Annotated in this window: 19 protein-coding genes; 16 read left to right on the forward strand and 3 right to left on the reverse strand. The window is 60.3% G+C overall.

Annotated features, from left to right (window positions below):
- The first annotated feature begins 39 nt into the window (after nucleotides 1-39).
- The 11 genes from trmJ to sseB all read left to right on the forward strand — a co-directional run bounded on the left by trmJ (nucleotide 40) and on the right by sseB (nucleotide 8,931).
- The gene (gene trmJ, locus LGM20_RS06520; protein ID WP_023290645.1) at nucleotides 40-774 is read left to right on the forward strand and encodes a tRNA (cytosine(32)/uridine(32)-2'-O)-methyltransferase TrmJ; all 735 of its coding nucleotides are present in this window, start codon (nucleotides 40-42) and stop codon (nucleotides 772-774) included.
- 256 nt (nucleotides 775-1,030) lie between these two features.
- Entirely contained in the window at nucleotides 1,031-1,522 is a 492-nt protein-coding gene (gene iscR / locus LGM20_RS06525; protein ID WP_002913993.1) for a Fe-S cluster assembly transcriptional regulator IscR, read from the forward strand.
- Nucleotides 1,523-1,700: 178 nt separating this feature from the next.
- Nucleotides 1,701-2,915: a cysteine desulfurase gene (iscS, locus tag LGM20_RS06530; protein ID WP_017900428.1), complete on the forward strand. Its 1,215-nt coding sequence runs from the start codon at nucleotides 1,701-1,703 to the stop codon at nucleotides 2,913-2,915.
- Between the two features lie 26 nt (nucleotides 2,916-2,941).
- Nucleotides 2,942-3,328, forward strand: coding sequence for a Fe-S cluster assembly scaffold IscU (gene iscU, locus LGM20_RS06535; protein ID WP_002913991.1), 387 nt, complete (start codon nucleotides 2,942-2,944; stop codon nucleotides 3,326-3,328).
- A 17-nt stretch (nucleotides 3,329-3,345) separates the two neighbouring features.
- Entirely contained in the window at nucleotides 3,346-3,669 is a 324-nt protein-coding gene (gene iscA, locus LGM20_RS06540; RefSeq protein WP_002913979.1) for an iron-sulfur cluster assembly protein IscA, read from the forward strand.
- A 74-nt stretch (nucleotides 3,670-3,743) separates the two neighbouring features.
- Complete coding sequence (gene hscB / locus LGM20_RS06545; protein ID WP_023290644.1) at nucleotides 3,744-4,259, forward strand: co-chaperone HscB; 516 nt, start codon at nucleotides 3,744-3,746, stop codon at nucleotides 4,257-4,259.
- A 15-nt stretch (nucleotides 4,260-4,274) separates the two neighbouring features.
- Nucleotides 4,275-6,125 carry a Fe-S protein assembly chaperone HscA gene (gene hscA / locus LGM20_RS06550; protein ID WP_044524348.1) on the forward strand — a complete coding sequence of 617 codons (1,851 nt, stop codon included), beginning with the start codon at nucleotides 4,275-4,277 and terminating at the stop codon, nucleotides 6,123-6,125.
- Nucleotide 6,126: 1 nt separating this feature from the next.
- Nucleotides 6,127-6,462, forward strand: coding sequence for an ISC system 2Fe-2S type ferredoxin (gene fdx / locus LGM20_RS06555; protein WP_004201872.1), 336 nt, complete (start codon nucleotides 6,127-6,129; stop codon nucleotides 6,460-6,462).
- Nucleotide 6,463: 1 nt separating this feature from the next.
- Nucleotides 6,464-6,664 carry a Fe-S cluster assembly protein IscX gene (gene iscX, locus LGM20_RS06560; protein ID WP_002913954.1) on the forward strand — a complete coding sequence of 67 codons (201 nt, stop codon included), beginning with the start codon at nucleotides 6,464-6,466 and terminating at the stop codon, nucleotides 6,662-6,664.
- A gap of 107 nt (nucleotides 6,665-6,771) precedes the next feature.
- Nucleotides 6,772-8,058 carry an aminopeptidase PepB gene (pepB, locus tag LGM20_RS06565; RefSeq protein ID WP_023290642.1) on the forward strand — a complete coding sequence of 429 codons (1,287 nt, stop codon included), beginning with the start codon at nucleotides 6,772-6,774 and terminating at the stop codon, nucleotides 8,056-8,058.
- A 96-nt stretch (nucleotides 8,059-8,154) separates the two neighbouring features.
- Nucleotides 8,155-8,931, forward strand: a complete 777-nt coding sequence (gene sseB, locus LGM20_RS06570; protein ID WP_023290641.1) for an enhanced serine sensitivity protein SseB — start codon at nucleotides 8,155-8,157, stop codon at nucleotides 8,929-8,931.
- Between the two features lie 66 nt (nucleotides 8,932-8,997).
- Here the strand turns inward: sseB and LGM20_RS06575 are convergent, their stop codons facing one another.
- The 3 genes from LGM20_RS06575 to sseA form a co-directional block, all read right to left on the reverse strand.
- On the reverse strand, nucleotides 8,998-9,840 hold the full coding sequence (locus tag LGM20_RS06575; protein WP_044524347.1) for a hypothetical protein: 843 nt from the start codon (nucleotides 9,838-9,840) through the stop codon (nucleotides 8,998-9,000).
- A 101-nt stretch (nucleotides 9,841-9,941) separates the two neighbouring features.
- Nucleotides 9,942-10,592, reverse strand: coding sequence for a DUF5066 family protein (locus LGM20_RS06580; protein ID WP_044524378.1), 651 nt, complete (start codon nucleotides 10,590-10,592; stop codon nucleotides 9,942-9,944).
- Between the two features lie 164 nt (nucleotides 10,593-10,756).
- Complete coding sequence (sseA, locus tag LGM20_RS06585) at nucleotides 10,757-11,614, reverse strand: 3-mercaptopyruvate sulfurtransferase (RefSeq protein WP_044524345.1); 858 nt, start codon at nucleotides 11,612-11,614, stop codon at nucleotides 10,757-10,759.
- 206 nt (nucleotides 11,615-11,820) lie between these two features.
- On the opposite strand from sseA, the gene LGM20_RS06590 reads away from it, so the two are divergent.
- The 5 genes from LGM20_RS06590 to rodZ all read left to right on the forward strand — a co-directional run bounded on the left by LGM20_RS06590 (nucleotide 11,821) and on the right by rodZ (nucleotide 22,404).
- Nucleotides 11,821-16,770 (forward strand): alpha-2-macroglobulin family protein, encoded by a 4,950-nt coding sequence (locus tag LGM20_RS06590; RefSeq protein WP_044524344.1) that lies wholly within the window; start codon nucleotides 11,821-11,823, stop codon nucleotides 16,768-16,770.
- On the forward strand, nucleotides 16,771-19,095 hold the full coding sequence (gene pbpC / locus LGM20_RS06595; protein WP_044524343.1) for a peptidoglycan glycosyltransferase PbpC: 2,325 nt from the start codon (nucleotides 16,771-16,773) through the stop codon (nucleotides 19,093-19,095). It abuts the gene before it with no gap.
- A 160-nt stretch (nucleotides 19,096-19,255) separates the two neighbouring features.
- Nucleotides 19,256-19,687 carry a nucleoside-diphosphate kinase gene (ndk, locus tag LGM20_RS06600; RefSeq protein ID WP_004144312.1) on the forward strand — a complete coding sequence of 144 codons (432 nt, stop codon included), beginning with the start codon at nucleotides 19,256-19,258 and terminating at the stop codon, nucleotides 19,685-19,687.
- Between the two features lie 290 nt (nucleotides 19,688-19,977).
- Nucleotides 19,978-21,144 (forward strand): dual-specificity RNA methyltransferase RlmN, encoded by a 1,167-nt coding sequence (locus LGM20_RS06605; RefSeq protein WP_044524342.1) that lies wholly within the window; start codon nucleotides 19,978-19,980, stop codon nucleotides 21,142-21,144.
- Nucleotides 21,145-21,420: 276 nt separating this feature from the next.
- Nucleotides 21,421-22,404, forward strand: a complete 984-nt coding sequence (gene rodZ / locus LGM20_RS06610) for a cytoskeleton protein RodZ (protein WP_044524341.1) — start codon at nucleotides 21,421-21,423, stop codon at nucleotides 22,402-22,404.
- Nucleotides 22,405-22,419: the final 15 nt, after the last annotated feature.

Genomic DNA, 22,419 nt, shown 5'->3' on the forward strand with positions numbered 1-22,419 from the left:
TGGTAGCATGCCCGAATAATCTTTAGCCGAAGAACCATAATGCTGCAAAATATTCGAATCGTACTGGTAGAAACCTCCCACACCGGCAATATGGGCTCCGTTGCCCGCGCGATGAAAACCATGGGCTTAACCAACCTGTGGCTGGTCAATCCGCTGGTGAAACCTGATTCCCAGGCCATTGCGCTGGCCGCGGGCGCCAGCGACGTCATTGGCAACGCGCAGATCGTCGATACCCTTGATGAAGCGCTGGCGGGCTGTAGCCTGGTGGTTGGCACCAGCGCGCGCTCCCGCACGCTGCCGTGGCCGATGCTCGATCCCCGCGAATGCGGCCTGAAAAGCATCGCCGAAGGCCAGCATGCGCCGGTGGCGCTGGTGTTTGGCCGCGAGCGCGTTGGCCTGACCAACGACGAACTGCAGAAGTGTCACTACCATGTGGCCATCGCCGCCAACCCGGAGTACAGCTCGCTGAACCTGGCGATGGCGGTGCAGGTTATCGCCTACGAAGTGCGGATGGCCTGGCTGGCGGCGCAGGAGCAAGCGCAGCCGGCGGTTGAGCACGAAGAAGCGCCGTACCCGCTGGTGGATGACCTGGAGCGTTTCTACGGTCATCTTGAGCAGACGCTGCTGGCGACGGGCTTTATTCGCCCGAATCATCCGGGGCAGGTGATGAACAAACTGCGTCGTCTGTTCACTCGTGCGCGCCCGGAAAGCCAGGAGCTGAACATCCTGCGCGGCATGCTGGCCTCGATTGACCAGCAGAATAAAGGCAAGTAACCGCGTTGATGCCGGATGGCGCTGCGCTTATCCGGCATGCAAATCACGCGGCCCTTGCTATCTCCTGGTGGGAGAGGGCCGGGGTGAGGGCGCCCGGCAACGCGGAAGGAAAACGGCACGGAAAGCCAAATACCTGACTAAAACAGTCAAGTAAATAGTTGACCAAATTACTCGGGAATGTCAGACTTGGCCCTGCTATGCAATACCCATATTAATAAAAAGCCCGGCCAGGGGCGAGTTTGAGGTTAAGTAAGACATGAGACTGACATCTAAAGGGCGTTATGCCGTGACCGCGATGCTTGACGTTGCGCTCAACTCTGAAACGGGCCCGGTGCCGTTGGCAGATATTTCAGAGCGTCAGGGAATTTCGCTTTCCTATCTGGAACAGCTGTTCTCTCGCCTGCGTAAAAATGGCCTGGTTTCCAGCGTTCGTGGCCCAGGCGGCGGTTATCTGTTAGGTAAAGATGCCGGCAGTATCGCCGTCGGCGAAGTCATTAGCGCCGTGGACGAATCCGTTGACGCCACCCGTTGCCAGGGCAAGGGCGGCTGTCAGGGCGGCGATAAATGCCTGACTCACGCGCTGTGGCGCGATCTGAGCGAACGCCTGACCGGCTTCCTGAACAATATCACCCTCGGGGAACTGGTGAATAACCAGGAGATCCTCGATGTTTCCGGTCGTCAGCATCAGCACGAAACCCAGCGCAATGCGCGCACCCAGGACGCGATCGACGTTAAGCTGCGCGCCTGAGTGACCCGTCCCGTTTCGGGCTGCGGCTGACAGGGCGAGGCAGCGCGAAACGGCGGGACAACGATTATAAAGAGCTTTCAGAATCAGGCCGGGATGCTCCGACATTCCGTGTACTCGGTCGTACATCAAGCCGGTTGCCTGATTCCTTGCATTGAGTGATGTACGGAGTTTAAGAGCAATGAAATTACCGATTTACCTCGATTACTCCGCAACCACGCCGGTGGACCCGCGTGTTGCCGAGAAAATGATGCAGTTCCTGACCATGGACGGGACCTTTGGTAACCCGGCCTCCCGTTCCCACCGTTTTGGCTGGCAGGCTGAAGAGGCGGTTGATATCGCCCGCAATCAGATTGCCGAGCTGGTCGGTGCCGACCCGCGCGAAATCGTCTTTACCTCTGGTGCGACTGAATCCGACAACCTGGCGATCAAGGGTGCAGCCAACTTTTATCAGAAAAAAGGCAAGCACATCATCACCAGCAAAACCGAGCATAAAGCGGTTCTGGATACCTGCCGTCAGCTGGAGCGCGAAGGCTTCGAAGTGACCTACCTGGCGCCGCAGAGCAATGGGATTATCGATCTGAAAGAGCTGGAAGCGGCGATGCGTGATGACACCATCCTGGTTTCCATCATGCATGTGAATAACGAAATCGGCGTGGTGCAGGATATCGCTACCATCGGCGAGATGTGTCGCGCCCGCGGTATCATTTACCACGTAGACGCCACCCAGAGCGTGGGCAAGCTGCCTATCGATCTGAGCCAGCTGAAAGTTGACCTGATGTCCTTCTCCGGTCACAAAATCTACGGTCCGAAAGGCATCGGCGCGCTGTACGTGCGTCGTAAGCCGCGTATTCGTATCGAAGCGCAAATCCACGGCGGCGGCCACGAGCGCGGTATGCGTTCCGGTACTCTGCCTGTTCACCAAATCGTCGGCATGGGTGAAGCTTACCGTATCGCCAAAGAAGAGATGGAAAGCGAGATGGCGCGTCTGCGCACGCTGCGCAACCGTCTGTGGAACGGCGTGAAGGATATGGAAGAAGTGTACCTCAACGGCGACCTCGAGCAGGGCGCGCCGAACATTCTTAACGTCAGCTTCAACTATGTTGAAGGCGAGTCGCTGATTATGGCGCTGAAAGACCTGGCGGTTTCCTCCGGTTCAGCCTGTACTTCCGCGAGCCTTGAGCCATCCTACGTGCTGCGCGCGTTAGGCATGACTGATGAACTGGCGCACAGTTCTATTCGTTTCTCTTTAGGTCGTTTCACTACCGAAGAAGAGATTGACTACGCCATCAACCTGATTCGTAAATCCATTGGCCGTCTGCGCGAGCTTTCTCCACTGTGGGAAATGTTCAAACAGGGCGTGGATCTGAACAGTATTGAATGGTCACATCACTAATTCGGCACCAATAAGGAGAATTCATCATGGCTTACAGCGAAAAAGTTATCGATCATTACGAGAACCCGCGCAACGTCGGCTCTTTTGACAACAGCGACGAGAACGTCGGCAGCGGCATGGTCGGCGCGCCGGCCTGCGGCGACGTGATGAAGTTGCAGATTAAAGTCAACAATGAAGGTATCATTGAAGACGCGCGCTTCAAGACCTACGGCTGCGGTTCCGCTATCGCTTCCAGCTCTCTGGTCACCGAGTGGGTGAAGGGTAAATCCCTGGACGAAGCGCAGGCGATCAAGAACACCGATATCGCCGATGAACTGGAGCTGCCGCCGGTGAAAATTCACTGCTCTATTCTGGCGGAAGACGCGATTAAAGCCGCGATTGCGGATTACAAAAGCAAACGTGAAGCAAAATAATTAGTTGAGGTTTTGTTATGTCGATTACTCTTAGCGACAGTGCAGCAGCGCGAGTCAATGCCTTCCTGGCAAACCGCGGAAAAGGGTTTGGCCTGCGCCTGGGCGTGAGAACCTCCGGCTGCTCAGGTATGGCCTATGTACTGGAGTTTGTTGACGAGCCGGCGGCTGAAGACACCGTGTTTGAAGACAAAGGCGTGAAGGTCGTGATCGACGGCAAAAGTCTGCAATTCCTCGACGGCACGCAGCTGGACTTCGTCAAAGAAGGCCTTAACGAAGGGTTCAAGTTCACTAACCCTAACGTCAAAGATGAGTGCGGCTGCGGCGAAAGCTTTAACGTATAATCGGTACTCCCCAACCCCACCGCGGTCACGCCGCGCGTGGGGTTTTCGTTTAGATGCATGACCCTGAGGTTACTATGGACTATTTCACCCTCTTCGGGTTACCAGCCAGCTATACCCTCTCGCTTGAACAACTGGCTGTCCGGTATCAGGATCTGCAGCGCCAGTACCATCCGGATAAATTTGCCAGCGCGCCCGCTGCGGAACAGCTTGCGGCGGTTCAGTATTCCGCCACCATTAACCAGGCCTGGCAGACGCTGCGCCATCCCCTGACCCGCGCAGAATACCTCCTCTCGCTGCATGGCTTCGATCTGGCCAGCGAGCAGCATACCGTTCGCGATACCGCGTTCCTGATGGAACAGCTGGAACTGCGCGAAGAGCTGGATGAGATCGGCCAGGCGAAAGACGAAGCGCGGCTGGAAGGCTTTATCAAACGAGTGAAAGCGCTGTTTGATACCCGCCATCAGCTGATGGTTGACCAATTGCATAATGAGAGCTGGGAAGCGGCGGCGGACACGGTTCGTAAGCTCCGTTTCCTCGATAAACTGCGCAGCAGTGCTGAAGAACTCGAAGAAAAACTGCTCGATTTTTAATTTTCGGAAGCAATTATGGCCTTATTACAAATTAGTGAGCCCGGCCTGAGCGCCGCGCCGCACCAGCGTCGTCTGGCGGCCGGTATCGACCTGGGCACCACCAATTCTCTGGTGGCTACCGTGCGTAGCGGCCAGGCCGAGACTCTGCCCGATCATCAAGGCCGCTATCTGCTGCCGTCGGTGGTGAATTACCACGCATCGGGGCTGACCGTCGGCTATGACGCCCGGGTGAACGCCGCCCAGGATCCCGCCAATACCATCAGCTCCGTGAAACGGATGATGGGGCGCTCCCTCGCCGATATCCAACACCGCTATCCGCATCTGCCGTATCAGCTGCAGGCCAGTGAAAACGGCCTGCCGATGATCCAGACCGCCGGCGGCCTGCTGAACCCGATTCGCGTCTCCGCCGATATCCTGAAAGCGCTGGCCGCCCGGGCCACTGAAGCGCTGGCCGGCGAGCTCGACGGCGTGGTCATCACCGTCCCCGCTTACTTTGATGACGCCCAGCGTCAGGGGACCAAAGACGCGGCGCGTCTGGCGGGTCTGCACGTGCTGCGACTGCTTAATGAACCGACCGCGGCGGCTATCGCCTATGGCCTTGATTCCGGCCAGGAAGGGGTGATTGCGGTCTACGATCTCGGCGGCGGCACCTTTGATATTTCTATTCTGCGCTTAAGCCGCGGGGTGTTTGAAGTGCTGGCCACCGGCGGCGACTCGGCCCTCGGCGGCGATGATTTCGATCATCTGCTGGCGGACTACCTGCGCGAGCAGGCGGGCTTCAGCGACCGTAGCGACAACCGCCTGCAGCGTGAGCTGCTGGATGCCGCCATCGCGGCGAAAATCGCCCTTAGCGATGCCGAGGTGGCGCACGTTGAGGTCGGCGGCTGGCAGGGCGATATCACTCGCAGCCAGTTTAACGATCTGATCGCCCCGCTGGTAAAACGCACGTTAATGGCCTGCCGCCGGGCGCTGAAAGACGCTGGCGTTGAGGCGCAAGAGGTGCTGGAAGTGGTGATGGTCGGCGGTTCCACCCGCGTGCCGCTGGTGCGCGAGCGCGTCGGCGAATTCTTCGGTCGCACCCCGCTGGCCTCCATCGACCCTGACAAAGTCGTCGCCATTGGCGCGGCGATCCAGGCCGATATTCTGGTCGGCAACAAGCCTGACAGCGAACTGTTGCTGCTCGACGTTATCCCGCTGTCGTTAGGGCTGGAAACCATGGGCGGCCTGGTGGAGAAAGTGATCCCGCGTAATACCACCATTCCGGTGGCCCGCGCCCAGGAGTTCACCACCTTCAAAGATGGCCAAACGGCGATGTCCATTCATGTGATGCAGGGCGAGCGTGAGCTGGTGCAGGATTGCCGCTCCCTGGCGCGCTTTGCGCTGCGCGGTATCCCGGCGCTGCCGGCGGGCGGGGCGCATATTCGCGTCACCTTCCAGGTGGACGCCGATGGCCTGCTGAGCGTCACGGCGATGGAAAAGTCGACCGGCGTGGAAGCCTCTATTCAGGTGAAACCGTCTTACGGTCTGACCGATGGCGAAATCGCCACCATGATTAAAGATTCGATGAGCTACGCCGAACAGGATATTCAGGCGCGCATGCTGGCTGAACAGAAAGTGGAAGCCGCACGCGTCCTGGAGAGCCTGACAAGCGCGCTGGCCGCCGACGCCGCGCTGTTAAGCGCCGCGGAGCGTCAGGCTATCGATGCCGCTGCGGAGCAGGTACGCGCCGCCGCGGCAGGCGACGACGCCGACGCCATTAAAGAAGCGATTAAAAATATCGACACACAAACCCAGGAATTCGCCGCCCGCCGTATGGATCAGTCGGTCCGTATCGCGCTGAAAGGCCAATCCGTGGACGAGGTTTAAAATGCCAAAAATTGTATTTCTGCCCCACCAGGACCTGTGTCCGGATGGCATCGTTGTGGAAGCTGAGACCGGTGAAACTATTCTGGATGCGGCGCTGCGTAGCGGCATCGAGATTGAACACGCCTGCGAAAAATCCTGTGCCTGCACCACCTGCCACTGCATCGTGCGTGAAGGCTTTGACTCGCTTGCGGAAAGTACCGAAGATGAAGACGATATGCTGGATAAAGCCTGGGGACTGGAGCCTGACAGCCGCCTGAGCTGCCAGGCGCGCGTCACCGACGAAGATCTGGTCGTTGAGATCCCGCGTTACACCATCAACCACGCACGCGAGCACTAATATGGCACTGAAATGGACCGACAGTCGTGAAATCGGCGAAGCGCTGTATGACGCTTACCCTGACCTCGACCCAAAAACCGTTCGCTTTACCGACATGCATCAGTGGATTTGCGATCTGGAAGAGTTTGATGATGACCCGAACGCATCCAATGAAAAAATTCTCGAGGCGATTCTGTTAGTCTGGTTAGACGAAGCCGAATAATTTTCGCATCATGATTTATGCGGCGGTATAAAGTCGGATGAATCATTGAGCGAGAGAACGTTACGGGCTGCCATACGGTGGCCCGTTTGCTAAGAAGGATAATGATAATGACCGAAGCCATGAAGATTACGCTTTCCACTCAGCCAGCCGATGCGCGCTGGGGAGAAAAGGCGTCTTACAGCATTAATCATGACGGCATCGCCCTGCATCTCAACGGCAAAGACGACCTGGGCTTGATTCAGCGCGCGGCGCGTAAAATTGACGGCATGGGGATCAAGCATGTCGCGTTAAGCGGCGAAGGCTGGAACACCGACCGCGCGTGGGCGTTCTGGGCGGGTTATAAAGGCCCGAAAGGCACTCGTAAAGTTGAATGGCCGACGCTGGACGATGCGCAGAAAAGCGAGCTGGATAACCGTCTGACCATTATTGACTGGGTGCGCGACACCATCAATGCGCCGGCGGAAGAGCTGGGCCCGGAACAGCTGGCGCAGCGCGCCGTCGACCTGCTGTGCAGCGTGGCGGGCGAGAAGATGAGCTATCGCATCACCAAAGGCGAAGATCTGCGTGAGCAGGGCTATCTCGGCCTGCACACGGTGGGCCGCGGCTCCGAGCGTCCGCCGGTTTTGCTGGCGCTGGACTATAACCCGACCGGCGATAAAGAAGCCCCGGTATACGCCTGTCTGGTAGGTAAAGGCATCACCTTTGATTCCGGCGGCTACAGCATCAAACAGAGCGCCTTTATGGATTCAATGAAATCCGATATGGGCGGCGCGGCGACTATCACCGGCGCCCTGGCCTTCGCTATTACCCGCGGGCTGAACAAGCGCGTGAAGCTCTATCTGTGCTGCGCCGACAACCTGATCAGCGGTAACGCTTTCAAACTGGGCGATATTATTCATTATCGCAACGGCAAAACCGTCGAAGTCATGAACACCGACGCCGAAGGTCGTCTGGTGCTGGCGGATGGCCTGATTGACGCTTCGGCGCAGAAGCCGGAGCTGATCATCGATGCCGCCACCCTGACCGGCGCGGCGAAAACCGCGCTTGGCAACGACTACCACGCGCTGTTCAGCTTTGACGATGCGCTGGCGAATCGCCTGCTGGCGAGCGCCCAGGCGGAAAATGAAGCGTTCTGGCGTCTGCCGCTGGCCGAATTCCACCGTCATCAGCTGCCCTCTAATTTCGCGGAACTGAACAATACCGGCAGCGCCGCCTATCCGGCCGGCGCCAGCACCGCGGCGGGCTTCCTGTCCCACTTCGTGGAAAACTACCACCAGGGCTGGCTGCACATCGACTGTTCGGCAACCTATCGCAAATCAGCCGTTGAGCAGTGGTCGGCGGGCGCGACGGGGCTTGGCGTACGTACTATCGCCAATCTGCTGACGGCTGAGTAATGGCCTTGCCGGGTGGCGCTATGCTTACCCGGCCTGGAAAATCCGCAGGCCCGTGCGGACGTAGCGCCGCCGGGCGATTTTTGAAGTAGCCAAACTATGTCCGAAACCAAAAACGAATTAGAAACCCTGCTGGAAAAAGCGGCTACCGAGCCCGCTCATCGTCCGGCATTTTTCAGCGCGCTGCTTGAGGCCACCGTCTGGGTACCAGGCCGCGCAGCCGATGGCGAGCAGATTGTCGAGGATAGTGCGCTGGATCTACAGCACTGGGAAAAAGATGACGGCACGTCGGTCATTCCGTTCTTCACTTCGCTTGAGGCCCTGCAGCAGGCGGTGGAAGATGAACAGGCTTTCGTGATGATGCCGGCCCGCACGCTGATGGCGATGACTCTCGGTGAATCGCTGTTCCTCAACCCGAAGCTGCCGAACGGTAAAGCGTTTACCCCGCGCGAAATCAGCCATCTGCTCGGGGAAGAGGGCAGCCCGCTCAGCACCCAGACGGTGCTGGAAGGGGGGGAAGCGCTGCTGCTGTCTGAAGTCGCCGAGCCGCCGGCGCAGATGGTGGATTCGCTGACCACGCTGTTCAAAACGCTGAAAACCGTCAAGCGGGCGTTCCTGTGCTCGATCAAAGAGCACGCCGACGCGCCCGCTAATCTGCTGATCGGCATTGAAGCGGAAGGGGATATCGAGTCCATCATTCAGACCACCGGCAGCGTGGCCACCGATACCCTGCCCGGCGATGAGCCGATCGATATTTGCCAGGTGGTGGAAGGCGAGAAGGGCATCAGCCACTTTATGATTGCCCATATCACGCCGTTCTATGAAAAGCGCTGGGGCAGCTTCCTGCGCGATTTCAAACAAAACCGCATTATCTGACAGCGGGGGCGGTTGCCCCCGGTTTCGGTATGCTTTCAGCTCGATGCAAAAGCGGGGTTGCAAAAGTTAATGCAGGGCGGCAACGATCCGCGGATAGGCTGACACCATGTTATAGAGCAGAAATCCCGTCACGCACAGCGTGACGACGCCGTTGAAGAGCGCCATATCCCCGCGCCAGGCACGGCACCTTTCCTCTCCCAGCAGATAGCGTAGCGCTGCTACCAGCCCGGCGACCAGCATAAACGCCAGTAACACCCCTACCATCTGCGCAATGACGATATACCAGCCCAGCGGCGTATTCACGCCCCGGGCGCTCATCAGCGCGATCTGCGCCGGCAAAATCGTCTGGAACCCGAGGGTGAGGAGCATCAGAAGGCGCAGATCCGCCAGCTGAGCGTCGAACGTGCGGGCCAGACGTCGGGCGTCACGCAGCAGCAGCACCCCTGATGCCACCGCCGCGGCAACGCTGACGTGCTGGAGAATAAAAATATAAAACGCCAGGGTCCCGGATCCGACCCGGGACAAAAAGAACAGATTGCAAAAGACCATGACCAACAGGCCAAATTTCATCGCCCAGGCACGGAGTACCTCGCCGGGCCAGCGGCGGCTTGACGCCGGGTTGTGCATCATCCATGCGGCAAGCGTCGATTTACCGTAACCGGGCGCGAGCAGCACCATCAGAAAACCCAGCAGCGCCTGATGACCATAGGTGATCAGCGGGACGTCTTCCAAAGTGACGCCGAGAAAGCGGGTATAAACGGAAACGGGCGCAGGAACCAGGCTTAACCATGTCCGGTTCCATTGCGGCCAAAAGTAGAGGATTGCGCCGCCGACCAGCAGGCCAGCTATGCCTCCCAGCCAGGGAAGGCGCGGGGAATAGGCAGAATGTGGGTTGGAGACTAATGCCATTTTCACTCCTTGTGGTGCCATCAGGTTATGGATTAAACGCTCACTCCTGGCGCTGGCCCCGACGGCGCGTGTTAATCGCGCTATCGGTGGGAAATGGAGAATTAGTCAGGACAACCTTCGAGCCTGGCGTAAAGATCCTCATGAATATATTCCAGCTCCAGCAAGGCGCCATCGCGTGACTCGTTGAGGGCTTGTTGATGCTGCCATTCGTCGTGGCTCTCCTTTCCACCGGTAAAAATCCCCTGCAAATATTCAATCAGCGACGATTCTGCCAGCCAAAGCTCATTCTCTTTACCCTCGAAGCGGACGACAGGATATTCACCCTGTTCATCACGCTCGGTGACATAGATAAATACCTGCTGATCCCCGGGATGGCAGAGGCGAATCAGGGCAGGAAGACGCGGATCGTCGTTCCAGACGGGCATTAGCTCTTCAAAATCCAGCCCGATCATATCAAGGCCATTCATATAATAAGCCTCTTCATCCAGTGAGTCGGAAAGCAGGACGCCATGTTCATCAATGGCGTTCAGAGCCGATTCCAGCACCCGTTGACCGTAGGGGCTTGTCAGCTGGCAATCGTAGGCCAGCAGCGCTTTCAGACTCTCCGGAAGCGCCACGGTTTCGCTATTTTGCGGATCACGGTATTTCCGGACGCGCAGGCGATCCACTTCGTCTACAGGCATCGGTTTCGGGGTGGGATTGCGGTTGTGCTTGTGTACGACATCCATGAGATCCGCTAATGAAAAAGCCATCATTCAATTTCCTTATATAGTGGGCGGCAGTAAAGCCAACACGGCAGGCGCAAGCCCTGCGGCAGCACAGAGTAGCTGGTTTAGCGACTGGCAGGAGAATGAGGCGGAGAAAATCAGAAATTATTTAGTGGCCGCGGGACGGGACGTCCGCGGCCATGCGGCGTTTACTGAGCGGCAGGAGCCGGTTCAATCGGCAGATCGCTGCGCGCCCCCCATTCGCTCCATGAGCCGTCGTACAGACAGACGCCGTTCACGCCAAGCGTGGTGAGCGCCAGCACGACCACCGCCGCCGTCACGCCGGACCCGCAGCTGGCGATAATGGGCCGATCAAAATCGACGCCCTGACGCAAAAAGATGTCGTTCAGCTCGTCGACGGTCTTCAGCTCGCCGTTAATCACCAGCTCTGTCCACGGGACGTTCAGCGCGCTGGGGATATGCCCGCGCCGCAGGCCCGGGCGCGGTTCGTCAGCCTGGCCGTTAAACCGGGCTGCCGGACGCGCATCGACAATCTGCGCCGATCCTTCATGGCTGACCAGCAGCACGTCTGTCAGGCGCTTAATTTGCTGAGGATCGAACCGCACGTCGAATTCTCCTTCGGCCACCTCCGGCACCCCTTGTTCCAGCGGCAGCTCGTCGCGACGCCAGCCCTCCAGCCCACCGGCCAGAATCGACACTTTCTCCACGCCAAAGGCGCGCAGCATCCACCAGGCGCGCGGGGCGGAAAACAGATTGCCTTCGTCATAGACGACCAGGTGCTTATCGCTGCAGACGCCCAGTTCGCGCATGGCCACGGCAAACGCCTCGGCGCGCGGCATCATATGCGGCAGCGGGCTGGTGTGATCGGACAGCGCCTCGATATCGAAAAACAGCGCGTTCGGCACGTGGCCGACGCGGTACTCCGCGGCCATATCGCGCAGGGCCTCCTGCCCGGCGGGCGCCATGCGGGCGTCGATAATCTGGATCTCCGGGTCATCAATATGTTCCGCCAGCCAGTCGGCGGCGACAAAAAACGAGGTGGACATAGGTGCCTCCGTTTTACTATTCATGACTGAATTGTCGGCGTTTTATCGGGTGCTGACAAGTTAAGGACGCCAGAGTGGGGACGACGTCACGGCACTTTTCTGATTAATCGGCAGAAACCCGCGTCATCACTGTTGAGAAGCGCCGCCTTAACGCATAATAAAAAGTGATAATTTGCATCAGGCCCACCGGCCGAGGGGTTAGAAGGATGAAACCATTTCGTTTAGCGGCGCTGTCACTGGCGCTCCTTACCGCATTTTCATTAACCGGGTGTGATGACAGCGGTACACCGCAGGCTACGGCCCCGACGCCGGCCGCCGATAGCGGCCCTGGCGCGGCGGCAAAACCGGACAGCGCCCAGCTGGCGGCGCTGGCGGAAAAAAGCCAGGGCAAAGCGCTGACGCTGCTCGACGCCTCGGAGGTGCAGCTGGATGGCGCCGCGACCCTGGTGCTGACCTTTTCCGTATCGCTGCAGCCGGACCAGGATTTCTCCCGCAGCGTGCACCTGGTGGATAAGAAGAGCGGTAAGGTTGATGGCGCGTGGGAGCTGGCGCCGAACCTGAAAGAGCTGCGTCTGCGTCACCTTGAGCCAAAGCGCGAGCTGATTGTCTCGGTCGACCCGACGCTGACCGCCCTGAACAAGGCGACGCTCGATAAACCGTTCGAGAAGACCCTGACTACCCGCGATATCGCGCCAAGCGTCGGATTTGCCAGCCGCGGCTCGCTGCTGCCGGGCAACGTGATCGCCGGGCTGCCGGTGATGGCGCTGAACGTCGATAACGTCGACGTGAACTTCTTCCGCATTAAGCCGGAATCGCTCTCGGCCTTCGTCAGCCAGTGGGAATACCGCAATTCATTAAGCAACTGGGAATCCGACGAGCTGCTGAAGATGGCCGATCTGGTATACAGCGGCCGCTTTGACCTCAATCCGGCGCGCAATACCCGCGAAAAGCTGCTGCTGCCGCTGAGCGACATCAAGCCGCTCCAGCAGCCTGGCGTCTACGTGGCGGTCATGAACCCGGCGGGTCATTATAGCTACAGCAACGCGGCGACGCTGTTTACCCTTAGCGACATCGGCGTGTCGGCGCATCGCTACCACAACCGGCTGGACGTCTTTACCCAGAGCCTGGAAAACGGCGCCGCCCAGTCTGGTATCGATGTCCAGCTGCTCAACGCCAAAGGGCAGACCCTGGCGCAGGCGAAAAGCGATAGCCAGGGCCACGTCACCCTGCAAACCGATAAAGAAGCCGCGCTGCTGCTGGCGCGCAAAGAGGGACAGACCACGCTGCTCGACCTCAAACTGCCGGCGCTGGATCTGGCGGAGTTCTCCATTGCCGGCGCGCCAGGCTTCAGCAAACAGTTCTTTATGTTTGGCCCACGGGATCTCTATCGTCCGGGCGAAACGGTGATCCTCAATGCGCTGCTGCGCGATAGCGACGGCAAGCCGCTGGCGGAACAGCCGGTGAAGCTGGAGGTGGTCCAGCCGGATGGCCAGGTGATCCGCTCGGTGATGAGCAAACCGGTTAACGGCCTGTACCAGTTTACTTATCCGCTCGACAGCGGCGCGGCCACCGGCATGTGGCACATTCGCGCCAGCACCGGCGACAACCAGCCCCGCGAGTGGGATTTCCACGTCGAAGACTTTATGCCGGAACGCATGGCGCTGAAGCTGACGCCGCAGGCGGCGCCTGTCGCGCCGAATGCCGATGTCGCCTTTGATGTCAGCGGCGCTTATCTCTACGGCGCGCCGGCCAGCGGCAACACGCTGCAGGGCAAACTGTTCCTGCGCCCGCTTCGCGACGCCGTCGCCGCGCTGCCGGGCTTTGAGTTCGGCGATATCGCAGAAGAAAATCTCTCCCGCAGCCTTGATGAAGTCCAGCTGACGCTGGATGAAAAAGGCCATGGCGAAGTGACCACCTCCAGCCAGTGGCAGGATAGCCATTCGCCGCTGCAGGTGGTGTTGCAGGCGAGCCTGCTGGAGTCCGGTGGGCGTCCGGTCACCCGTACGGTTAAGCAGCCGATCTGGCCTGCCGAGGCGCTGCCGGGGATCCGCCCGCAATTTACCCTGAAGGACGTTTACGACTACCGCACCGACACCACGGTGAAGCAGCCGGTGGTGGATGAAAACAGCAACGCCGCGTTCGATATCGTCTATGCCGACGCCAAAGGCGAGAAAAAAGCCGTTTCCGGCCTGCAGGTGCGGCTGATCCGCGAGCGCCGGGATTATTACTGGAACTGGTCCGATAGCGAAGGCTGGCAGTCGCAGTTCGATCAAAAAGATCTGCAGGAGGGCGAGGAGTCGCTGGATCTGCAGGCCGGCCAGATCGGTAAAGTGAGCTTTCCGGTAGAGTGGGGCTCCTATCGCCTGGAGGTGAAAGGACCGGACGATGTCGTCAGCAGCGTGCGCTTCTGGGCGGGCTACAGCTGGCAGGATAACAGCGAAGGCACCGGCGCAGCGCGCCCGGACCGGGTCACCATGAAGCTGGATAAACCGAGCTATAAGCCGGGCGACACCATCAGGCTGCACATCGCCGCCCCGGCGGCGGGTAAAGGCTACGCGATGGTGGAATCCAGCGAAGGGCCGCTGTGGTGGCAGGAGATTGACGTACCCGCCGAGGGGATGGACCTGTCGATCCCGGTGGATAACGCCTGGAATCGCCACGACCTCTACCTCAGCACGCTGGTGGTTCGCCCCGGCGATAAATCCCGCTCGGCGACGCCGAAACGCGCGGTGGGCCTGCTGCATCTGCCGCTGGGCGATGAAAACCGTCGCCTGACGCTGGCGCTGGAGGCCCCGGATAAAATGCGCCCCAACCAGCCGCTGACGGTGAAAGTGAAAGCCAGCGTCAAAGAGGGAGAGGCGCCGAAGCAGGTTAACGTTCTGCTCTCGGCTGTCGATAGTGGGGTGCTGAATATTACCGATTACGCCACCCCGGATCCGTGGAACGCCTTCTTTGGCCAGAAACGTTATGGGGCGGATATTTATGATATTTACGGCCAGGTGATTGAAGGGCAGGGGCGTGTGGCCAGTCTGCGCTTCGGCGGCGATGGCGACGAGTTAAAACGTGGCGGTAAACCGCCGGTTAACCATGTGACCATCATCGCCCAGCAGGCGCAGCCGGTAGTGCTGAACGATCAGGGCGAAGGGACGGTGACGCTGCCGATCGGTGATTTTAACGGCGAGCTGCGGGTGATGGCTCAGGCCTGGACGGCGGATGACTTCGGCAGCAGCGAAGATAAAGTGGTGGTGGCCGCCCCGGTCATCGCCGAGCTGAATACCCCGCGCTTCCTCGCCAGCGGCGACACCACCCGTCTGGCGCTGGATCTCAGCAACCTGACCGATAAACCGCAAACTCTGCAGGTACATCTTGCCGCCAGCGGACTGGTGACCTTGACCGAGGGTCAACTAACGTCGGTGCAGCTGGCGCCGGGGGCGCGCAGCACGCTGTTTGTGCCGGTGAGCGCGCTGCCGGGCTTTGGCGATGGCCAGGTGAGCGCCACTATCAGCGGCCTGAGCCTGCCGGGGGAAACCTTCGCCCCGCTGCAGAAGCAGTGGAAAATCGGCGTTCGTCCGGCGTTCCCGGCGCAGACCGTCAACAGCGGCGCCGTGCTGCAGCCCGGCGAAAGCTGGCAGGCGCCGGCGGCGCAATCGGCAGGTTTCGCCCCGCAGACGCTGCAGGGCCAGCTGCTGCTCAGCGGCAAGCCGCCGCTGAATCTTGCGCGCTATATCCGCGACCTGAAAGCCTATCCTTACGGCTGCCTTGAGCAGACCGCCAGCGGCCTGTTCCCCTCCCTGTATACCAGCGCGGCGCAGCTAAAAGCGCTGGGCATCAGCGGGGACAGCGACGAAAAACGTCGCGCGGCAATCGATGTCGGGATCTCGCGCCTGCTGCAGATGCAACTGGAAAACGGCGGCTTTGCGCTATGGGATAAAGAGGGGCCGGAAGAGTACTGGCTGACCGCTTACGCCATGGATTTCCTTGTTCGCGCGGGCGAGCAGGGCTATAGCGTACCGGTCAACGCCATTAATAAAGGTAATGAACGCCTGCTGCGCTATCTTCAGGAGCCGGGGCTGATGACCGTGCGCTACAGCGACGACGCCCAGGCAAGCCGCTTTGCCGCTCAGGCCTATGCCGCACTGGTGCTGGCGCGTCAGCAAAAAGCCCCGCTCGGCGCATTGCGTGAAATCTGGAGCCGTCACGACCAGGCGCGATCCGGCCTGCCGCTGCTGCAGCTCGGCATTGCGCTGAAAACCATGGGCGATGCGCCGCGCGGCGATGAGGCCATGAAGCTGGCGGTTGCCACGCCGCGCCATGATGAGAATCGCTGGCTGGGCGATTACGGCAGCTCGCTTCGCGATGACGCGCTGAAGCTGGCGCTGCTGGAAGAGAACAAGCTGCTGCCGGAGGCGCAAAACACGCTGTTGAGCACGCTGTCGGAAGAGGCCTACGGCCAGCGCTGGCTGTCGACCCAGGAAACCAACGCTCTGTTCCTTGCCGGGCGCACGCTGGCCGAACTGCCGGGCGACTGGCAGGCGCAAACCTCGCTGCAGGCCGAGCCGCTCGCTGGCGATAAAGCGCAAACCCGTAACCTCGACGGCGATCGGCTGGCGACGTTGCAGGTGAGCAACACCGGCAGTCAACCGCTGTGGCTGCGTCTGGACAGCAGCGGCTATCCGCAAAGCGCGCCGCAGCCGGGCGGCAACGTCCTGGGGATTGAACGCGCCGTTTTCGATACCCAGGGGCGGCAGAAGTCGCTGTCGTCGCTGCGCAGCGGCGAACTGGTGCTGGTCAAGCTGGAGGTGACCGCCAGACGCAACGTGCCTGACGCGCTGGTGGTTGACCTGCTGCCGGCGGGACTCGAGCTGGAAAACCAGAATCTGGCCAACAGCAGCGCCAGCCTGCAGGAGAATGGCGAAGCGGTGCAAAACCTCCTTAACCAGATGCAGCAGGCCGATATTCAGCATATCGAGTTCCGCGACGACCGCTTCGTCGCCGCTGTCGCGGTCAATGAAGGTCAGCCGGTGACGCTGGTCTACCTGGCGCGGGCGGTCACGCCGGGCACCTACCAGGTCCCGCAGCCGCAGGTGGAATCGATGTATGTGCCGCAGTGGCGGGCGACCGGGACCGCCAGCGGTCCGCTCACCGTGACGCCGTAAATGGGCGTAGTGCATCGGGTAAAACGCCGCTGGCGCTGGCTGGCGGCGTTTATTTTTCTGCTGTGGCTGGCGGTTCTGACCGCCGATCGCCTGTGGCCGCTGCCGCTGCATGACGTCACGCCTGCCCGGGTGGTCGTGGCGGAGGATGGGACCCCCCTATGGCGGTTTGCCGACGCGCAGGGCGTCTGGCGTTATCCGGTGACTCTCGCCGACGTGTCGCCGCGCTATCTGCAGGCGTTTATTCAGTATGAGGACCGCTGGTTCTGGCGCCATCCGGGGGTCAATCCCTTCGCTGTAGTGCGCGCCGCCTGGCAGGATCTCACCTCCGGGCGGGTCATTTCCGGCGGCAGTACCCTCACCATGCAGGTGGCGCGCCTGCTCGATCCCCACCCCCGCACTTTCGGCGGCAAGCTGCGCCAGCTGTGGCGGGCGCTGCAGCTGGAGTGGCATCTGTCAAAGAGCGAAATCCTGACCCTGTATCTGAATCGTGCGCCCTTTGGCGGCACCCTGCAGGGGATCGGCGCGGCCAGTTGGGCTTATCTCGGCAAGCCGCCCGCGCAGCTCAGCTACGGCGAGGCGGCGCTGCTGGCGGTGCTGCCCCAGGCGCCCAGCCGTTTACGTCCGGACCGCTGGCCGCAGCGGGCCCAGGCGGCGCGGGATAAAGTCCTTGCGCGCATGGTCAGCCAGGGCGTCTGGCCGAGGCTGGCGGTAAAGGAGGCGATGGAGGAGCCGGTGTGGCTGTTTCCGCGGCAGATGCCGCAGCTGGCGCCGCTCTTCGCCCGCCGGACGCTGGCGACCAGTCGTGAGGAAAAAGTGGTGACGACCCTCGATGCCGGACTGCAGCGGCAGCTCGAGGATCTGGCGCTGAACTGGAAGTCGCGCCTGCCGCCGCGCAGTTCGCTGGCGATGGTTGTCGTCGACCACACGGATATGAAAGTCCGCGGCTGGGTGGGGTCGGCGGATATTACGGACGACAGTCGCTTTGGCCACATTGATATGGCGTCGGCGGTCCGTTCGCCTGGGTCGGTGCTGAAACCCTTTATTTATGCGCTGGCGATGGATGAAGGACTGATCCATCCGGCGTCGTTATTGCAGGATGTGCCGCGGCGCTTTAGCGATTATCGCCCCGGTAACTTTGACAGCGGCTTTCACGGCCCGGTGAGCGCCAGCGACGCGCTGGTGCGCTCCCTGAATCTGCCGGCGGTCCAGGTGCTCGAAGCCTACGGGCCCAAACGTTTCGCGGCGAATTTGCGTAATGCCGGGTTGCCCCTGATGCTGCCCGCCGGCGCCGAGCCGAATCTGTCGTTGATCCTCGGCGGCGCCGGGGCGAGGCTGGAAGATATCGTCGCGGCGTACAGCGCCTTTGCCCGCCACGGGAAGGCGGCGCGGCTGCGCATGACGCCCGGAGACCCGCTGGTGGAAAGGGCGCTGATATCCCCGGGGGCGGCGTGGATCGTCCGGCGCATCCTGGCCGGCGAAGCGCAGCCGGTTCCCGATGCCTCACTCCCGCAAGCGGTGCCGCTGGCCTGGAAGACCGGCACCAGCTACGGGTATCGCGATGCGTGGGCGGTGGGCCTCAATGCGCGTTATCTGATTGGCATCTGGACCGGGCGTCCGGACGGTACGCCGGTGGTGGGGCAGTTTGGCTTCGCCAGCGCGGTGCCGTTGCTCAATCAGGTCAATAATCTGCTGCTCGCCCGCCCGGCGATGAGCCGCGGCGGCCTGCCGGTCGATCCGCGACCGGCAACGGTTAGCCGCGGGACGCTCTGCTGGCCCGGCGGCCAGGCGCTGCCGGCGGGCGACAGCAACTGCCGTCGTCGCCTGGCCAGCTGGCTGCTGGAAGATAGCCAGCCGCCGACCCTGCTGCTGCCGGGGCAGGAGGGCGTGCGCGGGATCCGCTTCCCGGTGTGGCGCAATGAACACGGCGAACGGGTGGCGGCGGATTGTCCCGGGGCGCGCGAAAGTGTGGTGGAGGTCTGGCCGCTGCCGCTGGATCCCTGGCTACCGCCGGGGGAACGTCGCTCCGCGCGTCTGGGGCCGGCATCGAAGGCATGCCCGCCGTTGCAAACTCAGGATGCCGCGCCGCTGGTGCTCTCCGGGGTCCGCGAGGGGGCGGTGATTAAACGTCTGCCGGGGGAGGCGCGGGTGATGTTGCCCCTGCAAACCAGCGGTGGTGAAGGGCGGCGCTGGTGGTTTATCAACGGCCAGCCGATAGATGCCGCCGGCGCGAGAACCACGCTAACTCTGGATAAGCCCGGCGAGTGGCAGCTGGTGGTGATGGATGAGGCAGGACAAACGGCGGCCGCGCGTTTTACCCTGCAATAACCAGGGTAAATTTGTTGTTGGCGGTTTGTGTTTTCAATACTCATCTTATTTTAACAAAATGTTACCTTCAGCCGTAGGCAGGGGCGGGGATGCTCATTATAATGCGCGCCAGGCCATACGATCGTATGCGCAACAACAGAACATTTAATTAGAGGTAATCATGGCTATTGAACGTACTTTTTCCATCATCAAACCAAACGCGGTGGCAAAAAACGTTATTGGCAGCATCTTTTCCCGCTTTGAAGCTGCAGGGTTCAAAATCGTCGGCACCAAAATGCTGCACCTGACCGTAGAGCAGGCTCGTGGTTTCTATGCAGAGCACGAAGGTCGCCCGTTCTTCGACGGTCTGGTTGAGTTCATGACCTCCGGCCCGATCGTGGTTTCCGTCCTGGAAGGCGAAAACGCCGTTCAGCGTCACCGTGACCTGCTGGGCGCCACCAACCCGGCAAACGCCCTGGCGGGTACCCTGCGCGCTGACTACGCTGACAGCTTCACCGAGAACGGCACCCACGGTTCCGACTCTGTAGAATCCGCTGCACGCGAAATCGCGTTCTTCTTTGCTGAAGGCGAGGTTTGCCCGCGCACTCGCTAATCCTCGTCGTCTTTTCGACCGTCGCGGCGTTGGCTACGCGCGTTCACCCCGGTCACATAGTTATCTATGCTCCCGGGGATTCACTTGCTTGCCGCCTTGCGACAATCGAAAAGCCATAGAGGATTAAGCACGCGGTTACGATTTTTTTATCATTGACTGCGTGCAGGCATGGCTTCCATGCGCCAGAATTTGTAGAATATAGCGCCCCTGGACGAGCTGTCGCTCTCCGGGGCGTTTCTTTTTCAACCCACCTGGGGCCATAACGTGTAATAACGAGGCCGGAAAACATTATGTCTGAACAAATTATCACGCCTGATACCGCCGCTCTGACGGTGCCGAACAAAGATGCCAAAATCAACCTGCTGGATTTAAACCGTCAGCAGATGCGCGAGTTTTTCAAAAACATGGGCGAGAAGCCTTTCCGCGCCGATCAGGTGATGAAATGGATGTATCACTACTGCTGCGACGACTTTGATGAGATGACTGACATTAACAAAGTCCTGCGCAGTAAACTGAAAGAAGTGGCGGAGATCCGCGCCCCGGAAGTGGTTGAAGAGCAACGCTCAACCGACGGGACCATCAAATGGGCGATTGCCGTTGGCGATCAGCGCGTCGAGACCGTCTATATCCCGGAAGAAGACCGCGCCACCCTGTGCGTCTCCTCCCAGGTAGGCTGCGCGCTGGAGTGTAAATTCTGCTCCACTGCCCAGCAGGGCTTTAACCGCAACCTGCGGGTTTCCGAAATTATCGGCCAGGTCTGGCGCGCGGCGAAAATCGTCGGCGCGGTGAAGACCACCGGCGTACGTCCGATCACCAACGTGGTGATGATGGGCATGGGCGAGCCGCTGCTGAACCTCAACAACGTCGTTCCGGCGATGGAAATCATGCTCGACGATTTCGGCTTTGGCCTCTCCAAACGTCGCGTCACCCTGTCGACTTCCGGCGTGGTGCCGGCGCTGGATAAACTCGGCGATATGATCGACGTCGCGCTGGCCATCTCCCTGCACGCGCCGAACGACACCATTCGTGACGAAATCGTCCCGATCAACAAAAAGTACAACATCGAGACCTTCCTCAACTCGGTGCGCGGCTATATTTCGAAGTCCAACGCCAACCAGGGCCGGGTGACCATCGAGTACGTGATGCTGGATCATGTCAACGACGGCACCGAGCACGCCCACGAACTGGCGGCGCTGCTGAAAGATACGCCGTGCAAGATCAACCTGATCCCATGGAACCCGTTCCCGGGCGCGCCGTATGGCCGCAGCTCCAACAGCCGCATCGACCGTTTCTCCAAAGTTCTGATGGAGTACGGCTTTACGACCATCGTGCGTAAAACGCGCGGCGACGATATCGATGCCGCCTGCGGTCAGCTGGCGGGCGACGTCATCGACCGTACCAAGCGCACGCTGCGTAAGCGGATGCAGGGCGAAGCGATTGACGTAAAAGCGGTCTGACAAATGATGGCCCGTGCAGCGCAGGCGGCACGGGTCATATTTATGACCAATAGCCAGGCGAAATACGCTGATTCGGTTAATAATTACGGTGCGTTTTTGTCGACTTTGAGGCAGTATGTAGCGGCACAACAACCGCTTAGCATTCAATTTTGATTCGTCTCTGTGATCGCGCGGCTGACAGTCCTATACTGTGAGGCTGACGTACCACAGATGTCTCGCGGCGCCGGCTTTTTCCCGCGCTGAACTTTAAATTTCACGTACCAGTAGTTGTAGCGAATGAATACTGAAGCCACTCAAGATCATCAAGAAGCAAACACCACGGGCGCGCGTCTGCGTCACGCCCGCGAACAACTCGGACTTAGCCAGCAAGCGGTGGCAGAACGCTTATGCCTGAAGGTGTCCACGGTTCGTGATATTGAAGACGATAAGGCGCCTGCCGACCTCGCTTCCACCTTCCTGCGCGGGTACATCCGCTCCTATGCTCGCCTCGTACATATCCCGGAAGACGAGCTGCTGCCGATGATGGCTAAGCAAGCGCCCATCCGCGCGGCGAAAGTCGCGCCAATGCAGAGCTTCTCTTTAGGTAAACGTCGCAAAAAACGCGACGGCTGGCTGATGAGCTTCACCTGGCTGGTGCTGTTTGTGGTTATCGGCCTGAGCGGCGCCTGGTGGTGGCAAGACCATAAGGCGCAGCAGGAAGAGATCTCCACCATGGCCGATCAGTCTTCCGCTGAGCTGAACAGCGGCGACACCAGCAGCCAGAGCGTGCCGCTGGATACCAGCGCCCCGGCAGCCCCGACCGCCGATAGCGCTGCGAACAGCGCGCCAACCGATACCGCCAGCGCCCCGACCACCAGCGCCCCGGCCCAGACGCCGGCGGACAATAACGCCGTTGTCGCGGCTTCCCAGGCCAATGTCGATACCGCAGGCGCGGCGCCGGCTACCCCAGCCTCGCCATTGCCGACCGATCAGGCGAACGTGACGAACCCGGCGGCGGCGGCGCAGGATCTGGTGATGAACTTTTCCGCCGATTGCTGGCTGGAAGTGAGCGATGCCACCGGCAAAAAACTGTTCAGCGGCCTGCAGCGTAAAGGCGGCAACCTGAACCTGAGCGGTCAGGCGCCGTATAAGCTGAAAATTGGCGCCCCGGCTGCGGTAGAGATCCAGTATCTGGGCAAGCCTGTCGATTTAAGTCGTTTTATCAGAACTAACCAGGTTGCGCGTCTGACCCTTAATGCCGAATCATCACCGGCGCAGTAACAGACGGGTAACGCG

The organism is Klebsiella quasipneumoniae subsp. quasipneumoniae, from assembly GCF_020525925.1.
Taxonomy (GTDB): Bacteria; Pseudomonadota; Gammaproteobacteria; order Enterobacterales; family Enterobacteriaceae; genus Klebsiella; species Klebsiella quasipneumoniae.